We start from the raw sequence: 22,406 nt of genomic DNA, 5'->3' as shown, positions 1-22,406 counted from the left end.
ATGTCCCCCGTTATCACCGATGTTCGACTGACCCCGATCCTCATCGCCGACGCTCCCCTGCTCAATGTCGGTGGCGTGCACCAGCCGTATACGCCGCGCCTGATCGTCGAGATCGAAACCGACAGCGGCGCTTGCGGTCTCGGCGAAACCTATGGCGACCGCGTCTACCTCGATCGCGCGGCCGACCTCGCCCCACAGTTGATCGGCATGCCGATCGCCGCGGTCAACGCCATCCGCATGCTCGGCGCGAACACCACCGGGGAGGTGCTGATCGACAACCCGATCGCGGGCGGACTGCGTGGCACCCTCACCACCGACAAGGTCCGACTCAGCGTGATATCGGCCTTCGAATCGGCCGCACTCGACGCCCACGGTCGCGAACTCGGCCTGCCGGTGCACGCCTTGCTCGGCGGCAAGGTTCGCGACCGGGTCGACTATTCGGGCTATCTGTTCTACAAGTGGGCCGACCATCCGTTCCCCGACGCACCGACCGATGACTGGGGCGAGGTCATCGATCCCGACGGCGTCGTCCGTTTGGCCGAGAAGTTTGCCGCCCATGGCGGATTCCGCTCCTTCAAACTCAAGGGCGGCGTATTCCCGCCCGAGGAGGAAGTCGCCGCGATCGAGGCACTGGCCAAGGCATTTCCGGATCATCCGCTGCGGCTGGATCCCAACGGCGGTTGGTCGCTGAGCAACGCAACGACTGTTGCCGAACAACTTTCGGGTGTCGTCGAATATCTGGAAGACCCGACCGCCCGCCGCGAGGATATGGCGGAAGTGCATCGTCGCACCGGAATGCCGTTGGCCACCAATATGATCGTCACCTCGATCGAGGAGGTCCGTCCCGCCTTCGATCTCGATGCCGTCCAGATCGTGCTGTCCGACCATCACTTCTGGGGCGGACTATTCGCCACCCGCGACCTGGCCGCCGTCTGCCACGCCTACGGCAAAGGCGTTTCGATGCACTCCAACACCCACCTCGGAATCAGCCTGGCGGCAATGACCCATGTGGCCGCCACCGTCCCCGAGTTGACCTACGCCTGCGACACCCATTACCCGTGGCAACCCGAAGACGTGATCGCCGAACCCATCGTCTTCGAAGGGGGAGCCGTCACCGTCCCCGATGCACCCGGCCTCGGCATCCAACTCGATACAGACGGACTGGAGCGCCTCCATCATCGCTGGAAAGCCTTGCCGCAGTGGCACAATCGCGATGACATCGCGGGCATGCGCCTGGTCGATCCGGCGTACCAGCCGCCGACCTCACCCAAATACTGAGGAATCGGTCCAGGCGACCGCGCGTATCGGGAACGAGCCCATCCCACGCACCGGCGCCGGGAGCGCGACCAGCCTGGCACCGGTGTCGGGGACCGCGTCCAGGTTCGTCAGTTGCTCGATGATCGGGATTCCCGCCCCGAGCAGCGTGTGGTGGCACGGCCGCGTCGGCAGAGACGTGTCGTCGACGTCGAGCGAGTCGATGCCGACCAGCGCCACATTGGCGGCGACCAGCGCATCGGCGACCTCGCCGACCAAGTACGGATGACCGGGGCCTCGATACTCGGACGAACCCCATCGCGCCGACCATCCGGTGTGCACGAGCACCGCCTTGCCCCATAGCCGTGCCGGGTCGCCGAGCACATCCGGCCCGACTACGCGTGTTCCCATCGCGCGGATCATTACGATCGGCACGTTGAACAACCGTTCCAGCGGCAACTCCGCGATATCGGCGCCTTCGGCGTGGAAGTGGAAGGGCGCGTCGATAAATGTCCCCGTTTTGCCGACGGTATCAATGCGCGCGATCTCGTAGGTCATATCGATCAGCGCCGACCGGTCACGCGCAATGTGTGTGGTGACTCGCGGCTCAGGCAGGCCCGGATAGGTGAGCATGCCGTCCGAGATCGGATGAGACAGCTCAACTATGGCCTTGCTCATGCTAGAGACCGTACTCGCCGATCCCACGCCGCGCGGCGAGCTACTACACACCCATGCCACGCACCTCACGCGTGCAGGCCACGCTCCAAAAGTGCCCATGCCTGCCGGGAGGTGACCTCCCTGGATTGCGGGTCGATCTTCGCCAGCAGTGTCGCAAGCATCGCCACCGCTATGACGATATCCGTCGCCGTGACATCGGCCCGGATCTCGCCACGCCGGCGGGGGTCGTCGAGCATCTCCGCGATGAGGCCGAGCAGCCGCCATCCCGTGCCGAGCAACTCCTCATCCTCGGTGTTCGTCGGGTAGATCATGGCGATAAAGGCCGCGGACGCCGTCAGTTGATCGACTATCAGGGCCAGCACGTCCGCGACCGTGGTCGCCGGGTCGGCGGCAAGTACTTCGATCTCGACGATATTCTCCTCGAATACCGCGAGCGCCATGCTCTCCCTGGTCGGAAAATGCCGGTACAGCACACCCTGCCCGACACCCGCCGCGCGCGCTATCAAACTGAACGGTGCGTCGAAACCGTTCTCCGCGAACACAGTTCGAGCCGCCCGAATCAGCGCCGCCCGGTTTTCGGCAGCGGCTTTGGGCCCCGGGTTCTGTCGGCGCGACGCTGTCATCCACCCAACGCTACCGCTTGACTCCGCCGACAGTCTCCAGCAAACTGTCGAACCAACCGGACAAGACCGTCCGGTTATGTTAGTGAGGAAGAGCATGTCGGTGATCACCCGCCGGACCCTGTTGACCGCGACCGCGGCGGCCGGTGTCGCCATACTCGGCTCACGAACCACCAACCCGACGCACGGCATCGCCGCACGGGTCAACAGCGTCCCGCTCACCCGGGAGGAGCGCCGGGTCGTGGTGGTCGGATCCGGATTCGGCGGCGGGGTGACCGCGTTGCGCTTGGCCCAGGCCGGCGTCCCGGTGCTGCTGCTCGAGCGGGGGATGCGCTGGCCGACCGGGCCGAATTCGGAGACCTTTCCGCGCGCCTCGGCGCTCGACAGGCGGGTGCTCTGGTACCGGTCCAGCCCGACATTATTCGGTGCACCACTGCTTTTCGAACCGTATACCGGCCTGGTCGAGGCGGTGTCCGGAACGAATATGACCGCCCTGTGCGCCGCGGGCCTCGGCGGCGGCTCGCTGATCTACCAGGGCATGTCGCTACAGCCCACGCAGCCGGTTTTCGATGCGAATCTGCCCGAGGAACTCGACTGGGCGACCATGGATCGGGTGCACTACCCGAGGGTGGCGCGCATGCTCGGCCTCGCGGTGGCGCCCGACGAGTTGATCGCGAACCGGAACTACACGGCCGCACGCGCATTCGGTGACCACGTGCGCCAGGCCGGACTGCCGCTGTCGAAGATCCCGATGCCCATCGACTGGAACTACGCACTCGCCGAACTGCGGGGTGAGATGAAACCGTCGTACACCAACGGCGACGGCGCGATGGGCGTGAACAACGGCGGCAAGCATTCGGTCGATGTCACCTACATCGCCGCGGCCGAGGCGACCGGACAGGTAGAGGTGCAGACGCTGCACCAGGTCACCGACGTCGAACGCGGCCCCGACGGCCGCTGGGTCGTGTACGTCGAACGGCTCGATACCTCCGGCAATGTCCTGGAAAACAAGATCATCACAGCCAATGCCCTTGTCCTGTCGGCAGGCAGTCTGAACACCACCAAGCTGCTGGTGCGCGCCGGTGCGAAGGGGAAGATTCCGGACCTGCCCGACGGGCTGGGTCAGCAGTGGGGCACCAATGCCGACCGGATCTACGTCTGGACCGACCCCATCTCCGATTTCGGTGCGGCACAGGGCGGTCCCGTGGTCTACGGAAGTAAGAACTGGGACGATCCGCAGGCCGCGTTCACCGTCATCCAGGCCTCCATTCCGCCGATGCAGATGGACCCCAAGAGCACCATGCTGGTCGGCTACGGCGTCAGCGCGGACCGCGGCCGGTTCGTCTACGATTCCGCGACCGACGACGCGATCCTGCAGTGGCCGAAGAACGGCGACGCGAGCATCCAGAACAATCACATCGATCCGGCCGTGCGCCGAATCGCCGGCCCGACAAGCATTTTGGTCGACACCAACGCGCTGTTCCCGTCCACCTGGCATGCCCTCGGCGGCGCGAGCATGGGATCGGTCTGCGATCTCGACGGCCGGGTCCTGGGTCAGCGTGGTCTCTATGTGGTCGACGGCGCGCTCCTGCCGGGTAATGCCGCGGCCTGCAATCCGTCGATGACGATCGCCGCCGTCGCGGAGCGAGCCCTCGACCACCTGGTCTCCCAGGACATCGGCACCGCGATCTGACGACTACGGGCGCGGCCAGGGGCGGCCGAGATAGCGCTCGATATCGATATTGAAACGCTGCAGATAATCGGCGAAGTCGGCCGCATCCTGTGGTGACCAGTCCGCGAGGATCGTCGCCAAGGTTTGCAGCGATTCGTCGCGGTCGCGGTCGAGTTGCCGTTCACCTTCGGCGGTAATGCGGAATTTGCGGGCCATGCCGCCATCCGGATCCGGGATGCGTTCCACCAAACCGTCGCGCACCATGCCCGCGGTCCGCCGGTTCAGCGTCGACACATCCTGACCCACCGCCTCGCTCAGCTGCCCGAGCGTCATCGGGCCCTCCACCCGCAGCCGATTGAGCAACGTATACGTGTTGCGATCGAGTCGACGCCCGCCGAGTTGCCGGGAGGCGAGGCTGTACCGGCCGAACAGCATGGTCTCGAACTCGATCTTGTCGAGGATTTTGTCCATTTCGGGTCCTTCTGCCGATCCGCGCCGACCTGCGCCTGGATTTCCGTAGCACCAGGTATACCACGCGATGTGCGTCACACACATCATGTGCAGCTAGCACATAGCATGTATATGCCATACAGTGTGCACAGCGCACATCGCATGCGCTCGACACACTTCCCCTGATTTCGACCGATTTGGAGACGCGCGTGAATACTCCAGGCCCCGCTACTCAGCCAGGCGGCGTCCTCGCCGTGCTGGCCACCGCAGGCATCGTCGCCTCGCTCATGGCGACACTCGTTATGCCGCTGCTCGGTGAGCTGCCGCAGCTGCTGCACACAACCTCGTCCAACGCCACCTGGGTGGTCACGATCACCCTGCTCGTCGGCGCCGTGATCACTCCGGTCGCCGGACGACTCGGCGACCTCTATGGCAAGCGGAAGATCCTGCTCGCCTCGGTCGTGCCGCTGGTCGCCGGTTCACTCGTCTGCGCTGTCGCGACCTCGATCGTGCCGATGATCATCGGCCGCGGCCTGCAGGGCGCCGGCGTCGGCATCATTCCGCTGGGCATCAGCGCGCTGCGTGATCTGCTGCCGCCGGAGCGATTGGGCGCGGCCATCGCACTGATCAGTTCGTCGCTGGGTATCGGCGCCGCCATGGGCCTGCCGCTGTCCGCGGCCATTGTCGAATACAGCAATTGGCGGATGCTGTTCTGGGGCTCGGCCGCGCTTGCCGCGCTGGTCGGCGTGCTGATCTTCGCGATCATCCCGGATACCCCGAACAGCGGCGCCGCCGGACGTTTCGACGCACTCGGGGCGATCGGCCTCGGCGCCGGACTCGTATCACTTGCTCGCCATCTCCAAGGGCGCCGCCTGGGGCTGGACCAGTGCCGGCATCCTCGGGTTGTTCGGCGCCGCGGTGGTCTTGCTGTTGGTCTGGGGTTGGTGGGAGCTGCGCATCGGTGCGCCGCTGGTCGATCTGCGTGTGACCGCACGGCCGCAGGTGCTGCTGACCAATGCCGCCTCGGTCGTCGTCGGTATCGCCATGTACTCCCAGTCGCTGGTCATGCCGCAACTGCTGCAACTGCCCACTGCCACCGGTTACGGCCTCGGCCAGTCGATGATGGCGATGGGTCTGTGGATGGCGCCGGCGGGTGTCGTCATGATGCTGATCTCGCCGGTGGGCGCCAAGCTCTCCGCCGCCCGCGGTCCCAAGTTCACCCTGGTCACCGGATGCCTGATCATCGCGCTCGGCTATGCCTCCTCCATGGCACTGATGGGTTCCACCTGGGGCATGTTGGCCGTGACCGTGATCATCAGTGCGGGAACCGGTTTCGCCTACGGCGCCATGCCCGCCCTGATCATGGGTGCGGTCCCGGTATCGGAAACCGCCGCCGCCAACAGCTTCAACACCCTGATGCGCTCGGTCGGCACCTCCGCCGCAGCCGCTGCGATCGGCGCGGTACTCGCCCAGATGACCGCCTCGATGGGCGGGCACGCCATCCCGACCGAAAACGGATTCCGCGTCGCCCTGCTGATCGGCTGTGGTGTAGCCGTCCTCGGTGCCGCGATCTCGGCGACCATCCCTACCCGGCGGATCCCGGACTTGTCCGAACCCGCCATCACCGCGGAACCCGTTGCCGTCAGGGTGTGAGACCCGACCATTCGAGAAAAGGATCTCCACCTGGCACGACCCGCCCGATGCGGTGCGAGGTTCCCAGATCTGGAAGGCCGCAAATACCCAGTCATCAACTGCTGCCGTAGGTTCGGCGTGGCTGGTGCCCGAGTTTGGGTGCCGAGCGTGCGGGGTAAAAGCCGAACGCTAGATGTCACATGAAAGAGGGAAGGGTTCAACCTTGATCAACACCAAAAAGCTGATCGCTGTCTGTGCGTCCGCAATCGGGATCACTGCCGGGATGGCAGTATTCCTCCCGGCCACTGCGTCCGCGGCAACATACGACGGCCAGTGCGGTGGAGGCTTCAAGGTGATCGACTCACACGAGTTGAAGGGCGGCACAGTCTTTCTCACCTACGACGGCCGGACCAACTGCGTGGTCACCGTGCGGGACAAGCCGGGCGACCCGATCTCGATGGGCGCCGCCGTCCGGCAGTCGAAGGACCACTCCCAGGTGGTCATAAACGACGACCGCGTCTTCAGCGACTTCGCGTATGCGAAGGTCGAAGCCGAAGGCAAGTGCATCGACTGGGGCGGGCGCATCAAGGACGACCTCTGGGAAGAATTCGGAGTCCACTGCGGATAACGAGCCTCGATCCACCGACGGCCTTAGGACCGTCGGTGTGAACGGGAAGGTCCCCTCCAAACCATCGGATGTCCCGGCCAGCCCGAACGGCCGCTTGCTGCATGTCGTCAACGACATATACAGTTGTCGCCGTGGGTGAACTGTTCACCATTGAGATCGAGCCAGAGGTGCGAGCCTGGCTCCAGTCGCTGCCCGCTAAGCACTTCCTCAAAATCGACGAGTATGTCGGCCTACTCGCCGAGCGCGCAGAGACTCTCGGAGAGCCCTTCGCTCGATATCTCGGCGATGGAGTTCGCGAGTTGCGCCCGACATTGGACGGTGCCGCGATTCGCATCACCTACTGGCTGGCACCGGGACGGCGCGCAGTCCTACTGACAGTGTTTCGCAAAACCAAGATGCGCGAAGACGCCGAGGTTAAACGTGCGAAGCTCGCGCAACAGACCTGCCAGGCCGAACACGAACCCGCCCACGAAGAATTCGTCCGCATGATCGAGAAGGGAGAACTGGACCGATGAGCCACGCACGCTGGAAGACCCTCCGGGAACGCAAACTTGCCGAGGGCGACTCCGAACCCGACGATGTCACCGAGGCACGCCGTGAAATCCAGCTCTCCATGGCCCTGGCCCAAGCCGTCTACGACCGCCGGACCGAACTCGGACTCACCCAGGCCGACCTGGCCGAACGTGCTGGCCTCACCCAAGCCAAAATCTCGCGGATCGAAGGCTCTGACACCGTGCCGACCCTCCCTCTACTCGCCAAACTCGCCGACGCCCTCGATGCCACACTGAACATCGCTCTCGACGCCGATGACACCCGAGTGAACTTCACCAGCCACCACACCGACCCAGCCTGAAAAGGATAAAGCCGCTTTCGGAGCCTCGACCGGTCAGGTACTGCTTGGCGACCAAATGGCGGTGCCGACCCGCTGTTTCATGAAACCCACTCACTACCAGCCGTAGACCGAAAAGGCCAAACCGTCAGCGACGCGGCAGTAGTCGATCATGCGGGACCGACCAACAGGTTGCCGCATGGGCGTCGTCACCTTCGACAACCAGCCGCAGCGTTCAGCCCTCGCCTTTCGTTATGACGTCCTCCAGAACCGGTATCGCCTGATCATTGCCCTGATGCGGTGGGTTCGGGCATGGTCGATCTGCGTATCTGGACACCGGCGGACGGGAATATTCATGGGCGGCGATCGGCGACCCCACATTGTGGTGATGGGCGTGACGGGTTGCGGGAAATCGACGATCGCGCGGCAGGTTGCCGGAATGACGGGCGGCGAGTTCCTGGATGCCGATGATCTGCATTCCCCATCGAATGTCGCGAAGATGGCCGCGGGTACCCCACTTACCGACGCGGACCGGGCACCATGGCTCGAGGCTGTACACGACTGGATGGGCACACGAAGTGCCGGCGTGGTGGCGTGTTCCGCGCTGCGTCGGCGGTATCGGGATGTGCTCCGAAATGTAACTGCGCCAGTCGCTTTCGTGCACCTCGACGGCGCGCCTACTACTATTCGATCGCGGATGGCGGCACGCCGCGGGCATTTCATGCGGCCCGTCCTACTCGATTCTCAACTCGCATTGCTCGAGCCCCTCGAGCCGGATGAGTTCGGGGTCGTCCTGGATGTCGGCGCGGGGCCGGACCAGATCGCGCGGGCGGTGGTCGATTTTGTGCGGGACCGGGCGGTGGCGCGGTGAGTGCGCATCGGAGTTTCGATATCGAGGGCAAGGTCGCCCTCGTCACCGGCTCGAGCCGCGGTATCGGATATGCGCTGGCAACCGGGCTCGCCGAGGCGGGAGCAACGGTAGTCCTCAATGGCCGTGACGCGGCGGCGCTCGCCCGCAGCCGGGACGAGATCGCAGACAAGACCGGCGCGGCAGTCCACATTCGCGCATTCGATGCGACGGACTCCGCGCAGGTGACCGCCGCGGCGCAGCAGGTCGAAAACGAGATCGGTCCGGTGGATATCGTCGTGAACAACACCGGAGTCCAGCACCGCAGCCCGCTGCTCGAATTCTCCGACGCAGATTTCCGTCGCGTGCTCGATACCAATCTCTTCAGCGCCTTCTGCGTAGGGCGCGAATTCGCCCGCGCGATGGTCGAACGTGGACGCGGCAAGATCGTCAATATCTGTTCGGTGCAAAGCGAATTGGGCCGGGCGGGTATCGCACCGTATGCGGCGAGCAAGGGCGGGCTGAAGATGCTGACCCGCGGCATGTGCGCGGATTGGGCCCCACTGGGACTGCAGGTCAATGCGATCGCGCCCGGCTACTTCGATACCGAGTTGACGTCCGCGCTGGTGAACGACGCCGATTTCAGTGCCTGGCTCACCAGGCGCACACCGGCCGGACGCTGGGGACGTACCGAGGAATTGGTCGGTGCTCTGCTGTTTCTCGTCTCGCCCGCATCGGATTTCGTCAACGGCCAGATCCTGTATGTCGATGGCGGTTTGACCGCCGTCGTCTGATCCACTTCCAGCTCGAAAGGCAACCGTGCCGAATATCAGCCGTCCCCGAATCCATCTCGGTCCCGATTCCGACTCCGCCCTCGCCAAGGGCATCGAGCAAGGCGGCGGCATTCTCGTTCCACTCGCCGACGCGGACGCGGTGGTATGGACGCGGGGACCGGCCACCTTTCCCGACCGGCTGCCCGACGCAGTGCGCTGGGTGCAGTTACCCTCCGCCGGCGTCGAACCCTGGATCTCCGCCGGGATCATCGATGAGACTCGCGTCTGGACCTCAGCGGCCGGCGCGTACGCGCGCAACGTCGCCGAGCACGGCGTCCTGCTGCTGCTCGCCGGTGTGCGGGTCCTTGCCGAGCAGGTACGCGCGACATCCTGGCGTAAGACGGATTTCGACCCACGGGTCGGGACGCTGTACGGCTCGACCGTGGCAATCGTCGGCTGTGGCGGCATCGGCCGCGCCATGATCCCCTTGCTCACCGGATTCGGTGCACAGGCACTGGCAGTCACCCGATCGGGCGCTCCGGTTGCCGGCGCCGCCGAGACGGTCGCCGCGAATCGGACAACCGAAATCTGGTCGCGGGCAAATCATTTCGTGCTCGCCGCACCGGCGACACCGGACACCGCACACCTCGTGGATGCGGACGCGCTCGCCAGAATGAAGTCGACCGCTTGGATCGTGAATGTGGCTCGTGGCTCGCTCATCGACACCGCTGCACTGGTACGCGCACTCGAGGACGGAGCGATCGGCGGCGCCGCCCTGGATGTGACCGAACCCGAACCACTTCCGGCGGGCCATCCCCTCTGGACGCTGCCCAACGCCATCGTCACCCCGCATGTCGCCAATCCCGCGACGGGCCTCACCGCGGTGCTCGCCGATCATGTCGCGGCGAACGTCGAACGGTTCGCCACCGGACAGCCGCTGCTCGCGACCATCGACATCCGACGGGGTTATTGAGCCGTGCGCCCCGCACTGTTCCTGACGTAGTTGGCGACGACGGCGCGCAATATCTCGCGCACGGCCTCCGCTGGTTTGGACAGCGGCTGATTGGTCGGGGTGCCCAGCGACACCTGGACCGTGATCGCCGGTTCGATACGGCGCAATTCCAGATTGTCGACGGTCATGATCCGACGGGCCACCGACAACGGTAAAATAGTGGCGCCCAAGCCATTTCGCACTGCCTGCGCCATCAGCGCCACCGACTCGACCTCCCCCACGACATGCGCATGTTCGAGCGCGTGATCGTATGCCTGCTCCACGACCTTCCGGATCGTGTGCATCGGGCCGGGCAACAGCAGCGGCAGGCCCTTCAACTGCGCGATCGAGACCACGGAACCGGTCGTACCGGGTAGCCCGGTCCCCGTCGGTGCGACGACCATCAGTTCTTCGGTGAGCAGTCGCTCGAAGGTCACCCCCTTGATCGGCCCGGCGTCGTACAGCAGCGCCATATCCATCCGGCCGGTCATCATCGCCTCGCTGAGCACGCCGCCGAAGTTCTCGTTGATGTGCAGCAGGATGCTCGGATACCGCTCACGCACCGCGGTCAGCAATGGCAGAGCGATCGCGTTGACGGTGCTGTAGGGCGCCAGCCCGACGGAAACACCGCCCGCCAGTTCGCGGCCGACCACACTCACCTCGGCCTGTGCGCTCTGCACCTGACGCAGGATGATCTGCGCGTGCCGGTACAGCGCCCGGCCCGCATCGGTGGGCTCCACGCCTTGTTTGTGCCGGATCAGCAGCTGTTGACCGAACTGGGCCTCCAGGGCCGTCATCTGCTGACTCAGCGCGGGCTGGGCGATGTGCAGGATATCCGCGGCACGGGTGATGCTGCCGGCATCCACGATGCGCACGAACGAAAACAAGCGTCGGGTATCCACGTCGTCGATCCACCTTTCTCGCAGCAACGTCATCGCACGCGATGATTTCCGTATTGTTGCTCTCCGGAAACGCGGCGGTACCGAATTCACGGCCGACATTGCGAGCCCGCCGCATAGTCGCTGCTCAGACACCATAGAGGTTCGTTATCGCCTCACCCGAAACCGGTATTACCCGCGCCAGGGCGAACCTGCGTAGCGTCCTTTTCACACCGCAAGTTCACTCATACGGTGCTCGCAGTTTCCCACCCCGCGGAGGCATCCATGGCTTGGAATATCGATCTCGTCGCCGATATCGGTGAGAGTTTCGGGGCGTGGACGATGGGCGATGACAACGCACTGCTCGACGTCCTCACCTCCGCCAATATCGCCTGCGGCTTCCACGCGGGCGATCCGCAGACCATGGACCGGACGGTCCGTCAGTGCGTTGCCCGCGGCATCGGTGTAGGCGCGCATCCCAGCTTCCCGGATCTGGTCGGCTTCGGTCGGCGGGCCATGGACCTCTCCGCCGACGAGGTGCGCACCGATGTCCTGTACCAACTCGGCGCGTTGCACGCCTTCGCCGTCGCGCACGGCACCACGGTGTCGCATGTGGCACCGCACGGCCGCCTGGGCAACCTGGTGGCGACCCGCGCCGACTACGCCGCCGCCGTGGTCGATGCCGTCGGGTCGTTCGATCCGAACCTGATCGTGCTCGCCCAGGACGGCGAACTCGCCGACCACGCTCGCGCACAGGGGATTCGCGTCGGCATCGTCGGCATCGTGGATCGCGCTTATCGCGCAGACGGCACCCTCGTCCCGCGATCCGAGCCGGGTGCGGTCATTCACGACCCCGAGGTCCTCGCCGGCCGAGCGGTGCGCATGGTGACCGAGGAGATCATCGAATCCATCGGCGGCACAAGCCTTTCCGTCCGTCCGAACACACTGCTTTTGCACGGCGACAACGCAGACGCAGTGCGCAATGCACGGGCGATCCGGACCGCGCTCATTGCGGCGGATGTGCACATCGTCCCGCTGCCCGAGGTACTCGCGGATCGTGCCGGTAAGGAAAACGAACCATGTCCGGCCTAGCGGGAGTCGCCTTCCAGGTCGCGGCCTGCGGTGATTCCGCCGTACGCGTCACCGCGCAGGGTGCCGACCGAGAAGGATGCTGGCGAGCTGTGCATGCGATCGCGGCCGCGATCGACACCGATGCGGACCGCTTCGCGATAACCGGCGTCATTCCGACCTACGACGCCGTGCTCATCGAATTCGACTGCGCGGCAAGCACTCACGACGGCATTCGACAGCTGATCGCGAATCTCGTACGAGAATCGGTAGCACCGACACCACGCCCGGCCCGGCACTTCGATATCCCCGTGGTCTACGGCGGCGAGTACGGTCCGGATCTCGAAGACGTGGCCGACCAGCTCGGGCTGTCCCCGGCCGAGGTGATCCACGTGCACGGATCGTCACCACTCACCATGCGCTGCTTCGGATCTCCGGGCGGCGCGCCGATGCTCGACGGTCCCGCCTTTCCGCGGCCGGTACCCCGACGTGTCGTCCCGCGCCCGCATGTACCCGCCGGAGCCGTGGCAGTGGCCGGTCGACAGGCTGTCGTTTCGGCACGGCCCGCGCCCGGCGGATGGCCCGTCATAGGTCGAACCCCACGCACCATGGTCGACCCGACGACCGAGCCGCTGTCCGCCTTCCGGCCCGGCGACACGTTTCGGTTCCGTGCCATCGCGGCCCACGAATGGTCCCGGTTCGAGGGGGTCCTGCATGGCTGAGACCATCACCGTGACGACCCCGGGGATCACCACTGTCCAGGATCTGGGTCGCCACCGAGCCTCACGGATCGGCCAGCTGACCGGCGGTGCCCTCGACCAGTACAGCGCCGAGGTCGCCAACGCCCTGGTCGGCAGTGAGCGCACGGCACCGCTGCTCGAACTGGTCGCGCTGGATTTCGGTGCCGTCGCGAGCACCGATCTGCTCGTCGCGATCACCGGTGCACCCGCCGACGTATGCGTCGACGGTGTCACCCGCGCCCAGTGGGAACCGTTCATCTGGGCCGCAGGCACCGAGCTCACCGTTCGCGACATCCGCGACGGTCTTCGGGTCTACATCGCGGTGCACGGGACGATTTCGGCGAACTATTTGCTCGACAGCTGCGCTCCGGATCCGGTACTGGGTTTCGGTCGACAACTGACGGCGGGTGCGAATGTCGACGTCGAGACCGACGGGCCGCTACTCGACCACCCACATTTTCGAATTCCGTTGTTCCACTTTGGCATTGCACGCCCCGCGCTCACCGGAAGTTGGACCATCGATGTCACCGATGGACCCGATATCGCCGAATTCGGCAGCACCGCCACGCGACTGTTCGAGACCTCGTTCGTCGTCGGCGACAACAGCAATCACATCGGACTCCGGCTCAGTCCCGATGGTGCCGTCCCACTACGAGAGAGCCGGACCGAGATCTTATCCCGGGGCGTACCGATCGGAGCCGTCGAAGTGCCCGCCGGAAAAGAAGTGCTCGTGCTGCACCGTGGCCGCGGCGTGACAGCGGGCTATCCGGTGCTCGCAGTCGTCACCGCAACCGGCTTGTCGCATCTGGGACAGGCCCGGCCCGGTCAGCGAGTCCGATTCCGGCACATCGGCATTCCCGACGCGGTGCGCCGCTACCGCGCGCAGCAGGCCGCGATCGACCGACTACGCACCCGTGTGGCAAATGCCTACGACTGCCTCCGAATTCCCGTCCACACCAACACTTGCCACCGGCCTGCTCAGACCCCGAAGGCCGCAGCTTGCGTAACCACGCAGGGGCCCCGTGCAGACCACATCCGACACAGTCACCTGGAGTACCCATGACCGACACGATCTCTCCGGCCCCGGCCGGGTCCGTGCCCACCGACCAAACGCATGCGGCGCCGTCCGGCTCGATCCGCAAGGTCGTACTGGCCGGCTGCGTCGGCATCTTTGTCGAGCTCTACGACAACGGCATCTTCGCCTTCATGGCAACCGCCCTTGCCATCGTGTTCTTCGATGTATCCAAGTCGAGTGACGCATTGCTGCTGGTCTTCGCCGGATATGCGATTTCCTTCTTCGTGCGTCCGCTGGGCGCGGTGATCTGCGGCATCCTCGGCGACAAGATCGGCCGCCAGAAGATGCTCGTCTTCGTCATCATGCTGATCAGCGTCGCGACGGCGGGTATCGGCGTGCTGCCGACCTATGCGGCCATCGGCGTCGCGGCACCCGTGTTGTTGATCGCTTTGCGGTTGGCACAGGGATTCTCGGTCGGCGGTGAGGCCGCCGGTGCGATGACCTTCCTCGCCGAACATTCGCCCGAGGGCAAACGCGGACTGATCACCAGCTACGCCCAGATCGCCTCCTTCCTCGCCCTGCTGACCGGCACCCTGGTCGCCTTCACGATGTCCCCGTGGTTGAACGCGAGTGCCATCCACGGCGGCGGATTCGGCAGCTGGGCCTGGCGGATTCCATTCCTCATCGCGATCCCGATGGGCCTGATCGGCTGGTACATCCGCCGCGCCATCAGCGACACCCCGAATTTCGGCAAGCTCAAGGAATCCGGCGGCCTGTCACGCAACCCGCTGAAAGAAGCGTTCGCGTCGCCCGAACACCGCAGGGCGATGCTCCTCGCCCTGTTCATCCCGTTGATGAACGGCTCCGGCTATTACGTTCTGTTCTCCTACATGCCGACTTTCCTCAAGGGCGACAAGATCGGATTCTCCACCGGCACAGCACTTATCGTCACCGCCGCCAGTCTGGTCGCGATCAGCATCGCGATTCCGTTCATGGGTGCACTGTCGGACAAGCTCGGCCGAAAGAAGGTGATCGCCGGTGCCGCGATCGCGATGGCCGTCGGCGCTATCCCCTGCTACGCCCTCATCGCGACCGGCAGTTTCGCACTCGCGGTGCTCGGCGCCTGCATCATGGCCGTCATCTTCGCCGGGCACACCGCGGTCATCCACATCCTCATCGTCGAACTGTTCCCGACCCGGGTCCGGTACTCCGCCTACGGGCTCGGCTACAACATCTCCTCGGCGCTGTTCGGCGGCACCGCACCGCTGCTGATGACCTGGCTCATCCCGCATTTCGGCATCTACGTCCCGGCCGTCTATGCCGTCGCCACCGCACTCGGCACGCTCGCGGCGGTCAGCACCGTCACCGACCGTGCCCACCTGCCGCTGCGCGACACGCTCTGACCACAAGCAGAACGGCCTCACCCGAGACAAGGAGTGTCATGCCTTTCGACGACTACCGAACCGCCCTCGTCACCGGAGCCAATACCGGTATGGGAGCCGCGATCACCGAGACGCTCGCCAAGCGTGGCCTCACCGTGTATGGCGTCGCCCGCGACGCCGCACGGCTCGACGAGGTGGCCGCACGGACCGGGATGATCCCGCTCGCTGTCGATGTCACCGATACCGCCGCACTCACCAGTGCGGTCGGCCACCTCGAAATCGACATCCTGGTCAACAATGCCGGGGTATCGGCCACCGGGAATATCCTCGACGCAGCACCGGAATCGGTCGATGCCATGGTCGATGTCAATCTCCGTGCCGTGCTGCATCTGTGTCGGCTGCTGATGCCGGGCATGGTCGAACGAGACCTCGGCCATGTCGTCAATATCAGCTCCATCGCGGGTCTGTACAACTTCTACGGCCACACGGCCTATCACGCGACAAAGGCCGCGATCCACCAGATCTCGCGCCAGCTCCGCAATGATGTCATCGGCAAGCGTGTCCGAGTCACCGAGATCTGCCCCGGCCGGGTGGAGACCGAAATCTTCGGACGCAATCTCGGCGGCACACCCGAGGCGATGCGGGAGGCCTGGGAGACCTATTACGAAGGCTACGAATCCATTACGACGAAAGACATCGCCGACACCATCGAGTTCGCGATCGACGCGCCGCGGCATGTGAACCTGGGCCTGATCGAGATCACGCCGACGTTCCAGGTGCCAGGTGGGCTCGAGTTCGTCCGGCGCCAGGATGGAGGTCGCCACTACCGATGACCGAATTGTCTTCTTGCACATTGGGAGTCGTGGCGTATGCGGCGGGCGATCTTCGCGTCGAAGCCATTGCTCTTACACCGCAGGGACCGTCCGATACGGTCGTGGAAATCGCGTACGGCGGCATCTGCGGATCCGACCTGCACTACTGGACCCATGGAGCCGCAGGCGAATCGATCCTGAAGGTACCCATGCTGCTCGGACACGAGGTGGTCGGGACGGTGGTGCAGCAGGCCGCAGACGGTGGCGGGCCCGGACCGGGTACGCGGGTGGCGGTACACCCGGCGACACCGGGCGGCAACAGCCCGCGCTATCCCACCGATCGTCCCAACCTGTCGCCCGGGTGCACCTATCTCGGCAGCGCGGCCCAATTCCCTCATACGCACGGAGCATTCACGCGTTATGCGGTGCTGCCGTCCCGGATGCTCCGACCGCTGCCCGATGGTCTTCCGCTGCGAACGGCGGCCGTAGCGGAACCGGCTTCGGTTGCCTGGCATGCGGTTTCGCGCGCGGGGGACGTCGCGGGAAAGATCGCGCTGGTGATCGGTTGCGGTCCGATCGGCGCGCTGGTGGTATCGGTGCTGCGCCGCGCCGGTGCCGCCGCGATCACGGCAGTCGACATCCACGACTATCCACTGGCTATTGCTCGCGAACTCGGCGCGACCACAACATTGAAGGCCGACGACACCGACACGATCGCCGCGGTGGACGCCGACATCGTCATCGAATGCTCCGGCAACCGCTTCGGACTCGAATCCGCCATTCGCGGGGCCACCCGAGGTGGCCGGGTGGTCCTGCTCGGGCTACTGCCCACCGGACTTCAGCCCGCGCCGCTGTCGCTGGTCATCACTCGTGAACTCGAGGTCGTCGGATCGTTCCGGTTCAACGACGAGATCGACGCGGTTCTCGACGCACTCGCCGATGGGAGCCTGGTCGTCGAGCCGGTCATCAGCCACGAGTACCCCGTTCGAGATGCCTTGGCGGCCTTCGCCGTCGCCAAGGATGCCGCGGCCTCCGCCAAAGTGCTGCTGGCTTTCTGAACCCTATGTCGATCTACCCAGGAGGAAAGCATGTCCCCCGTCGCCCTCGCCGCCCGCGTCGAGCGGATGCGAGAATCCCCGAGTTCCGCTGCCGCACAACGGGTTCGTGAGCTGCGCGCGTCGGGTCGGGTGATCCTCGACCTGACCGTCGGCGAACCGGATTTCGACACCCCCGATCATGTGAAAGCCGCGGCGATCACAGCCATGGACTCCGGGCTCACCAAATACACTGCGGTGAACGGTATTCCGGAGCTGCGTCAGGCGATTGCGGCGCGGACACTCGACCGGACCGGAAGCACAGTCGGCGACAACGAGATCACCGTCGGCGGCGGTGCCAAGCAGGTTATTTTCATGGCGCTGATGGCGACGGTCGAAGAAGGCGACCAGGTCATCGTGCCGTCGCCGTACTGGGTGTCCTATCCGGATATGGTCACCCTGCACGGTGGCACGCCCATTGTCGTGGACTGCCCCGAATCGGACCGATTCCTGCTCACCGCAGCAGGATTGGAGGCGGCGATCACGCCCGCCACGAAATGGGTGATCCTCAACGGACCGTCCAACCCGACCGGCGCGGTGTACAACGCGGAAGAACTCGCGGCACTCGCCACCGTGCTGGAGCGCCACCCGCACGTGAACATCTTGTGCGACGAGATCTACGACGAGATCGTCTTCACCGATCAGCGCACCCCGAGCCTGCTGTCCGTGGCGCCGCAACTGCGCGATCAGATCTTCGTCGTCAACGGAGTTTCCAAGTCCTATGCGATGACCGGCTGGCGACTCGGGTACGGAGTGGGGCACCCACAGCTCATAGCGGCGATCAACAAACTGCAGTCGCAGAGCTCGTCCTGCCCGTCCTCGATCAGCCAGGCGGCCGCGGCCGCGGCGATTTCCGGCGACCAGAGCTTCGTCGCCGAGTCGATCGTGCGCTACCGCGCGCGCCGCGACCTCATGTTCGACCTGCTCGCCGACGTGGACGGACTCGCACCGGTGCGGCCGCAGGGCGCGTTCTACCTGTTCATCGGATGCGCCGGACTCCTCGGCAAGCGGACACCGGACGGACGAGTGCTGCACGACGACCAGGACGTCGCGCTGTATCTACTCGAGGCCGCCTCGGTCGCGACGATCCAGGGCTCCGCCTACGGTGCGCCGTCATACCTGCGCATCTCCTTCGCCACCTCAGCGGACGTGCTGCGCACCGCCGCCGCCGAAATCGCGAAAGCCGTTGCCGCACTGAGCTGACCACAGCCCGATTCCATCACGGAGAAACCATGGTTCACGTCACCACCAAGATCGATCGCGCCGACCGCGCACTCATCGACGAACTCGGCACCTTCTCGGCGGCCACCATCCACGAGGCCCAGGGCCGCAAGGGCGCACTCGACTCGGACATCAAACCCATCGACCGCGACATGTCCTTCTGCGGATCCGCATTCACCGTCGTCTGCCACCCCCGCGACAACATCATGCTGCAGGTCGCGATCAGCTACGCCCAACCCGGCGACGTGCTCGTCGTAGCATCCGGCGACCAGCCCGCCGGGCAATTCGGCGACGTCCTCGCCAATGCGTGTGCCGCCCGTGGCATTTCCGCCCTCGTCACCGACGGCGGCGTACGCGATACCCGAGAAATCCGCGAACTCGGATTCCCGGTCTTCGCCAAGCATGTCTGCATCGAGGGCACCGTCAAGGAAACCCTCGGCCCCATCAATCAGCCCCTCGTCTTCGGCGGCCAAGTCATCTATCCGGGCGATATCGTCAAGGGCGACTGCGACGGCGTCGTCGTCATCCGACGCGAAGAAATCCGATCCGCGATCTCCGCCTCCCGCGAGCGCGACTCCGCAGAGGCCACCTACATCGAACGCTACAAAACCGGTGAGACCCCCATCCAGGTCTCGAACCTGGCCGCGATCCTGGAGGCCAAAGGCCTCACCGTCGACCAGTAGCCCTCAGAACTCGTCGGGACAGCCGCACGAACCTCTGGTGTGCAGTACCGCTTCGAGATTCACCACTCCGGGGCGGGGCGTGTGGTCGTCGAGTTGTTGTAGCAGCAGGTCGATGGCGGTCTCGCCCATGAGACGGGTGGGCTGGACCATGGTGGTCAGACCGGGGCGGGTGTAGCGGGAGTATTCGATTCCGTCGAAGGCGACCACCGCGAGGTCGTCGGGTACGCGCAGTCCGGCGTCGTAGGCGGCGCGGAGCATACCCATCGCCTGCAAATCGCTGGTTACGAAAATCGCTGTGGGGCGGCGTGAGTCGGCCATCAGGTCGGTCAGTGCGCGGTAGCCCGCGGCCCCGCCGAAATCCGTTCGCACGATGCGTCCTTCGGCAAGTCCGGCGGCCGCCAGCGCATTTCGGTAGCCCTGGACACGGTCCTCGGCGGTGGACACGTGCGGGCCGCTCAGGCAGGCGATTTCGCGGTGACCGTGTCCGATGAGATGGGCGACGGCCTGTTCCGCGCCCGCGACCGAATCACACATGACGTGCGCGCAACGTGCCGGATCGATGACGCGGTCCAGTGCCACCAGCACCATGCCCGCCTCCTCGCAGGCGTCGGCGATGCCGGTCTCCCAGGACGACGAAATTGCAAGCAGCCCTTCGACTCTGCGGTCGATGAAGGTGCGCACATAGGCGCGTTCGCGTTCTTCGTCACCGGCGGCATTGCCGACGAACAGCGGGTACCCCCGCGCGAAGGCGGCCGCCTCGATCACCGCCGAGAGTTCGGCGAAGAACGGGTTCGCACCGTCCGGAATCACCATGCCGAGTGCATGTCCGCGGTTCATGCGCAGGCTGCGCGCGGACATATTGGGCCGGTAGCCGAGTTCGGCGATGGCGGCCTCGATGCGGGCCTTGGTCGCGGGCGCGACCTGCCGCGGTCCGCCATTGAGCACATAGCTCACCAGCGCCGGTGACGTGCCGGCCAGCCGCGCCACGTCGGCTCGTGTGACTACCATCCGAAATCTCTCCTTGCTCCGACCGTCCATCCAAGCACTCTGCGCAAGTACTTGACAGCCGGTGACTCGGGTCACACACTACTCATCAACTCGCGTTGATCAACACGAGTTGATACCTGAGATGGATAGGTCGAACTCACGATGAATGCTCGATTCAGGCGTGCAATGGCGCCGCTTGTCCTCATCGGCGCGCTTGCCGCCGCTGCCTGCGGTCGCGGTGGACAAGACGGGAGCGACGGCGATTTCAAGATCGCGATCGTCACCCGGAACTTCACCAACCCCTACTGGGCGGCATTGCGCGACGGCGCCCTCGCGGAGGGCCAGAAGCTCGGCGTGAAGGTCACCGTGCAGGCCGGACAATCCGAGACCGATGCCGATGGCGAGAACGCCCAGATCTCCACCCTGGCCGCGCAGGGCTACGACTGCTTCGGCGTGGTGCCGGTCAATGCCACGAATGTCATCACCCCGCTGACGCCGGTGGCGCGCAAGAACATTCCGATCCTCGATCTCGACACCCAGATCGACGCGAAGGCCTCCGAGCAGGCCGGGGTGTCGTATGCGAGCTTCATCGGTTCGGACAATCTCGATGCGGGCCGGATCGCCGGGCAGAAGATGCTCGAGGCGCTCGGCGGCACCGGCAAGGTGGTCATCCTGCAGGGCATCGCGGGCGAGCAGAACGGCATCAACCGTGATCAGGGCTTCACCGATGCGGTCACGGGCAAGCTCGAGATCCTCCAGAAGGCGCCCGCCGACTACGAACAGGACAAGGGCCTGCAGGTCACCGAGGCGATCCTGAAGGCGCATCCGGATATCACCGGCATCTTCGCCGCCAACGACACCATGGGCCTCGGCGCCGCACAGGCGATCAAGAACGCGGGCCGGACCGGCCAGATCAAGGTGATCTCCGTCGACGGCATCCAGGCCGCCCTCGATGCCGTCAAGGCGGGCACCCTGACCGGCACGGTGACCCAATACCCGTATGCCGAAGGACAACTCGCGGTGCAGAGCTGCCTGGCCCAGCACCAGGGCAAGAAGCTGCCCGAGCGCGTGGTATCCCCCATCGCCTTCATCGGCAAGGACAATGTCGACCAGCAGATCGCGGCGTTCCCGCGTCCGATCGTCGCCTTCGATAACCCCGTGGAAGGGCTGTTGAACAAGTGACCGCAGAGGCAACCGAAGAACTCCGCGCGCGTGAGGGGCGCACGGAGATCCTCGCCAAGGTCGCCGAATTCGCGGCACCGCTCGCCCTGGTCGTTTTGTGGGTGGCGTTCTTCATCGCCACCCCGAACTTCCTGACGGCGGACAATATCGGCGATCTGCTGGTCGCCTCGACCATCCTCACCGTGCTCGCGCTCGGTCAGCAGTTCGCGATCACCGTCGGCGGCATCGACCTGTCGGTCGGCGCGAATCTGCCATGGGCGGCAGCAGTTCTCGGCTATCTCGCCAGCCACGGCTACCCGATGGCAGTCGCCATCGGGGCCGCAGTCCTCAGCGGGTTGGCGGTCGGCGTCGTCAACGGTGTGCTGATCGGCCGACTGCATATGACCGATTTCGTGGTCACGCTCGGCATGCTGAGCGTGCTCAACGGCATCACCCTGCTGTTGACGCACGGCAATACCGAGGCCGTGAGTTCCCGCTTCCTGCAACGGCTCGCGCTCGACGGCATCGGACCGGTGCGCTGGTTCTGGCTGCTGGCACTGCTCGCCGCACTGGTCGTGGCGGGCATCATCTTCCGCACCCGGATCGGCACCCATCTGCTCGCCACCGGCGGACGACTCGAGGCCGCGCGCGACACCGGTATCTCGGTGAACCGCATCCGGCTGTTCGCCTATGCCATGTCCGGATTGCTGTGCGGCATAGCCGGTGTCATGCTGGTCGCCCGCAACGGCGGCGCGGATCCGTCGCTGCAGACCACCTACCTGCTGAGCTCGATCGCCGCGGTGGTGCTCGGCGGTTCGTCATTGTCCGGCGGCAAGGCGTCGGTGCTCGGCACCGTCTGCGGTGCGGTGCTGTTCACCTCGCTGATCAACGGGTTCACCATTCTCGGCATCTCGCAGTACTACCAGCCGGTCGCCGTCGGCGCGGTGCTGCTGCTGGCCGCCGGTATCGCCCGCTTCCGAAAGTAGGCCTA

Annotated in this window: 23 protein-coding genes and 1 pseudogene; 19 read left to right on the top strand and 5 right to left on the bottom strand. The window is 65.3% G+C overall.

Annotated elements, in window-relative coordinates:
• Positions 1 to 1,278, top strand: a complete 1,278-nt coding sequence (locus OIE68_RS03550; RefSeq protein ID WP_327097966.1) for a glucarate dehydratase family protein — start codon at positions 1 to 3, stop codon at positions 1,276 to 1,278.
• Here the strand turns inward: OIE68_RS03550 and OIE68_RS03545 are convergent.
• Positions 1,264 to 1,932 (bottom strand): cyclase family protein, encoded by a 669-nt coding sequence (locus tag OIE68_RS03545; RefSeq protein WP_327097965.1) that lies wholly within the window; start codon positions 1,930 to 1,932, stop codon positions 1,264 to 1,266. The two genes, OIE68_RS03550 and OIE68_RS03545, sit on opposite strands and share 15 nt — an antisense overlap.
• A gap of 65 nt (positions 1,933 to 1,997) precedes the next feature.
• The gene (locus tag OIE68_RS03540; protein ID WP_327097964.1) at positions 1,998 to 2,555 is read right to left on the bottom strand and encodes a helix-turn-helix domain-containing protein; all 558 of its coding nucleotides are present in this window, start codon (positions 2,553 to 2,555) and stop codon (positions 1,998 to 2,000) included.
• 94 nt (positions 2,556 to 2,649) lie between these two features.
• Here OIE68_RS03540 and OIE68_RS03535 point away from each other — a divergent pair, with 94 nt between their 5' ends.
• Positions 2,650 to 4,245 carry a GMC oxidoreductase gene (locus OIE68_RS03535; protein WP_327097963.1) on the top strand — a complete coding sequence of 532 codons (1,596 nt, stop codon included), beginning with the start codon at positions 2,650 to 2,652 and terminating at the stop codon, positions 4,243 to 4,245.
• A gap of 3 nt (positions 4,246 to 4,248) precedes the next feature.
• Here OIE68_RS03535 and OIE68_RS03530 read toward each other — a convergent pair whose 3' ends face one another.
• Complete coding sequence (locus OIE68_RS03530; protein WP_327097962.1) at positions 4,249 to 4,695, bottom strand: MarR family winged helix-turn-helix transcriptional regulator; 447 nt, start codon at positions 4,693 to 4,695, stop codon at positions 4,249 to 4,251.
• Positions 4,696 to 4,883: 188 nt separating this feature from the next.
• Between OIE68_RS03530 and OIE68_RS03525 the strand changes: the two are divergent.
• The 7 genes and pseudogenes from OIE68_RS03525 (at position 4,884) to OIE68_RS03495 (ending at position 10,356) form a co-directional block, all read left to right on the top strand.
• A pseudogene (locus OIE68_RS03525) lies at positions 4,884 to 6,327 on the top strand (MFS transporter).
• A 202-nt stretch (positions 6,328 to 6,529) separates the two neighbouring features.
• Positions 6,530 to 6,934, top strand: a complete 405-nt coding sequence (locus OIE68_RS03520; protein WP_327097961.1) for a hypothetical protein — start codon at positions 6,530 to 6,532, stop codon at positions 6,932 to 6,934.
• A 131-nt stretch (positions 6,935 to 7,065) separates the two neighbouring features.
• Positions 7,066 to 7,449 (top strand): type II toxin-antitoxin system RelE/ParE family toxin, encoded by a 384-nt coding sequence (locus tag OIE68_RS03515; protein WP_327097960.1) that lies wholly within the window; start codon positions 7,066 to 7,068, stop codon positions 7,447 to 7,449.
• Positions 7,446 to 7,787 (top strand): helix-turn-helix transcriptional regulator, encoded by a 342-nt coding sequence (locus OIE68_RS03510; protein ID WP_327097959.1) that lies wholly within the window; start codon positions 7,446 to 7,448, stop codon positions 7,785 to 7,787. Before OIE68_RS03515 ends, OIE68_RS03510 begins: the two co-directional genes overlap by 4 nt.
• A gap of 331 nt (positions 7,788 to 8,118) precedes the next feature.
• Positions 8,119 to 8,634 (top strand): gluconokinase, encoded by a 516-nt coding sequence (locus OIE68_RS03505; protein WP_419150746.1) that lies wholly within the window; start codon positions 8,119 to 8,121, stop codon positions 8,632 to 8,634.
• Complete coding sequence (locus OIE68_RS03500) at positions 8,631 to 9,404, top strand: glucose 1-dehydrogenase (RefSeq protein WP_327097957.1); 774 nt, start codon at positions 8,631 to 8,633, stop codon at positions 9,402 to 9,404. Before OIE68_RS03505 ends, OIE68_RS03500 begins: the two co-directional genes overlap by 4 nt.
• A gap of 25 nt (positions 9,405 to 9,429) precedes the next feature.
• A complete protein-coding gene (locus OIE68_RS03495) occupies positions 9,430 to 10,356 on the top strand; it encodes a D-isomer specific 2-hydroxyacid dehydrogenase family protein (RefSeq protein WP_327097956.1) in 927 nt (308 codons plus the stop codon).
• Here the strand turns inward: OIE68_RS03495 and nac are convergent.
• Positions 10,350 to 11,261 (bottom strand): nitrogen assimilation transcriptional regulator NAC, encoded by a 912-nt coding sequence (nac, locus tag OIE68_RS03490; RefSeq protein ID WP_327101562.1) that lies wholly within the window; start codon positions 11,259 to 11,261, stop codon positions 10,350 to 10,352. The genes OIE68_RS03495 and nac overlap by 7 nt on opposite strands.
• 276 nt (positions 11,262 to 11,537) lie before the next feature.
• On the opposite strand from nac, the gene OIE68_RS03485 reads away from it, so the two are divergent.
• The 8 genes from OIE68_RS03485 to OIE68_RS03450 are packed head-to-tail and all read left to right on the top strand — an operon-like array spanning position 11,538 to position 19,267.
• A complete protein-coding gene (locus OIE68_RS03485) occupies positions 11,538 to 12,344 on the top strand; it encodes a 5-oxoprolinase subunit PxpA (RefSeq protein WP_327097955.1) in 807 nt (268 codons plus the stop codon).
• A complete protein-coding gene (locus OIE68_RS03480; RefSeq protein WP_327097954.1) occupies positions 12,332 to 13,042 on the top strand; it encodes a 5-oxoprolinase subunit B family protein in 711 nt (236 codons plus the stop codon). The genes OIE68_RS03485 and OIE68_RS03480 overlap by 13 nt, the downstream gene beginning before the upstream one ends.
• A complete protein-coding gene (locus OIE68_RS03475) occupies positions 13,035 to 14,123 on the top strand; it encodes an allophanate hydrolase (RefSeq protein ID WP_327097953.1) in 1,089 nt (362 codons plus the stop codon). The genes OIE68_RS03480 and OIE68_RS03475 overlap by 8 nt, the downstream gene beginning before the upstream one ends.
• Positions 14,120 to 15,478: an MFS transporter gene (locus OIE68_RS03470; protein ID WP_327097952.1), complete on the top strand. Its 1,359-nt coding sequence runs from the start codon at positions 14,120 to 14,122 to the stop codon at positions 15,476 to 15,478. Before OIE68_RS03475 ends, OIE68_RS03470 begins: the two co-directional genes overlap by 4 nt.
• Positions 15,479 to 15,516: 38 nt before the next feature.
• Positions 15,517 to 16,290, top strand: coding sequence for an SDR family oxidoreductase (locus OIE68_RS03465; protein WP_327097950.1), 774 nt, complete (start codon positions 15,517 to 15,519; stop codon positions 16,288 to 16,290).
• Positions 16,287 to 17,327: an L-idonate 5-dehydrogenase gene (locus OIE68_RS03460; protein WP_327097949.1), complete on the top strand. Its 1,041-nt coding sequence runs from the start codon at positions 16,287 to 16,289 to the stop codon at positions 17,325 to 17,327. The genes OIE68_RS03465 and OIE68_RS03460 overlap by 4 nt, the downstream gene beginning before the upstream one ends.
• A 30-nt stretch (positions 17,328 to 17,357) precedes the next feature.
• A complete protein-coding gene (locus OIE68_RS03455; RefSeq protein WP_327097948.1) occupies positions 17,358 to 18,566 on the top strand; it encodes an aspartate transaminase in 1,209 nt (402 codons plus the stop codon).
• A 29-nt stretch (positions 18,567 to 18,595) separates the two neighbouring features.
• The gene (locus tag OIE68_RS03450; RefSeq protein ID WP_327097947.1) at positions 18,596 to 19,267 is read left to right on the top strand and encodes a 4-carboxy-4-hydroxy-2-oxoadipate aldolase/oxaloacetate decarboxylase; all 672 of its coding nucleotides are present in this window, start codon (positions 18,596 to 18,598) and stop codon (positions 19,265 to 19,267) included.
• Positions 19,268 to 19,270: 3 nt separating this feature from the next.
• Here OIE68_RS03450 and OIE68_RS03445 read toward each other — a convergent pair whose 3' ends face one another.
• Positions 19,271 to 20,275, bottom strand: coding sequence for a LacI family DNA-binding transcriptional regulator (locus OIE68_RS03445; protein ID WP_327097946.1), 1,005 nt, complete (start codon positions 20,273 to 20,275; stop codon positions 19,271 to 19,273).
• A 165-nt stretch (positions 20,276 to 20,440) separates the two neighbouring features.
• Here OIE68_RS03445 and OIE68_RS03440 point away from each other — a divergent pair, with 165 nt between their 5' ends.
• Together OIE68_RS03440 and OIE68_RS03435 are read left to right on the top strand one after the other, a co-directional pair.
• Positions 20,441 to 21,436, top strand: a complete 996-nt coding sequence (locus OIE68_RS03440) for a substrate-binding domain-containing protein (RefSeq protein WP_327097945.1) — start codon at positions 20,441 to 20,443, stop codon at positions 21,434 to 21,436.
• Complete coding sequence (locus tag OIE68_RS03435) at positions 21,433 to 22,401, top strand: ABC transporter permease (RefSeq protein WP_327097944.1); 969 nt, start codon at positions 21,433 to 21,435, stop codon at positions 22,399 to 22,401. Before OIE68_RS03440 ends, OIE68_RS03435 begins: the two co-directional genes overlap by 4 nt.
• Positions 22,402 to 22,406 lie beyond the last annotated feature (5 nt).

The sequence above is a fragment of the Nocardia vinacea genome, from assembly GCF_035920345.1.
In the GTDB taxonomy this organism is placed as follows: domain Bacteria; phylum Actinomycetota; class Actinomycetes; order Mycobacteriales; family Mycobacteriaceae; genus Nocardia; species Nocardia vinacea_A.
The sequence above is the reverse complement of the archived record's forward strand: the minus strand, read 5'-3'. Positions and strand labels throughout refer to the sequence as shown.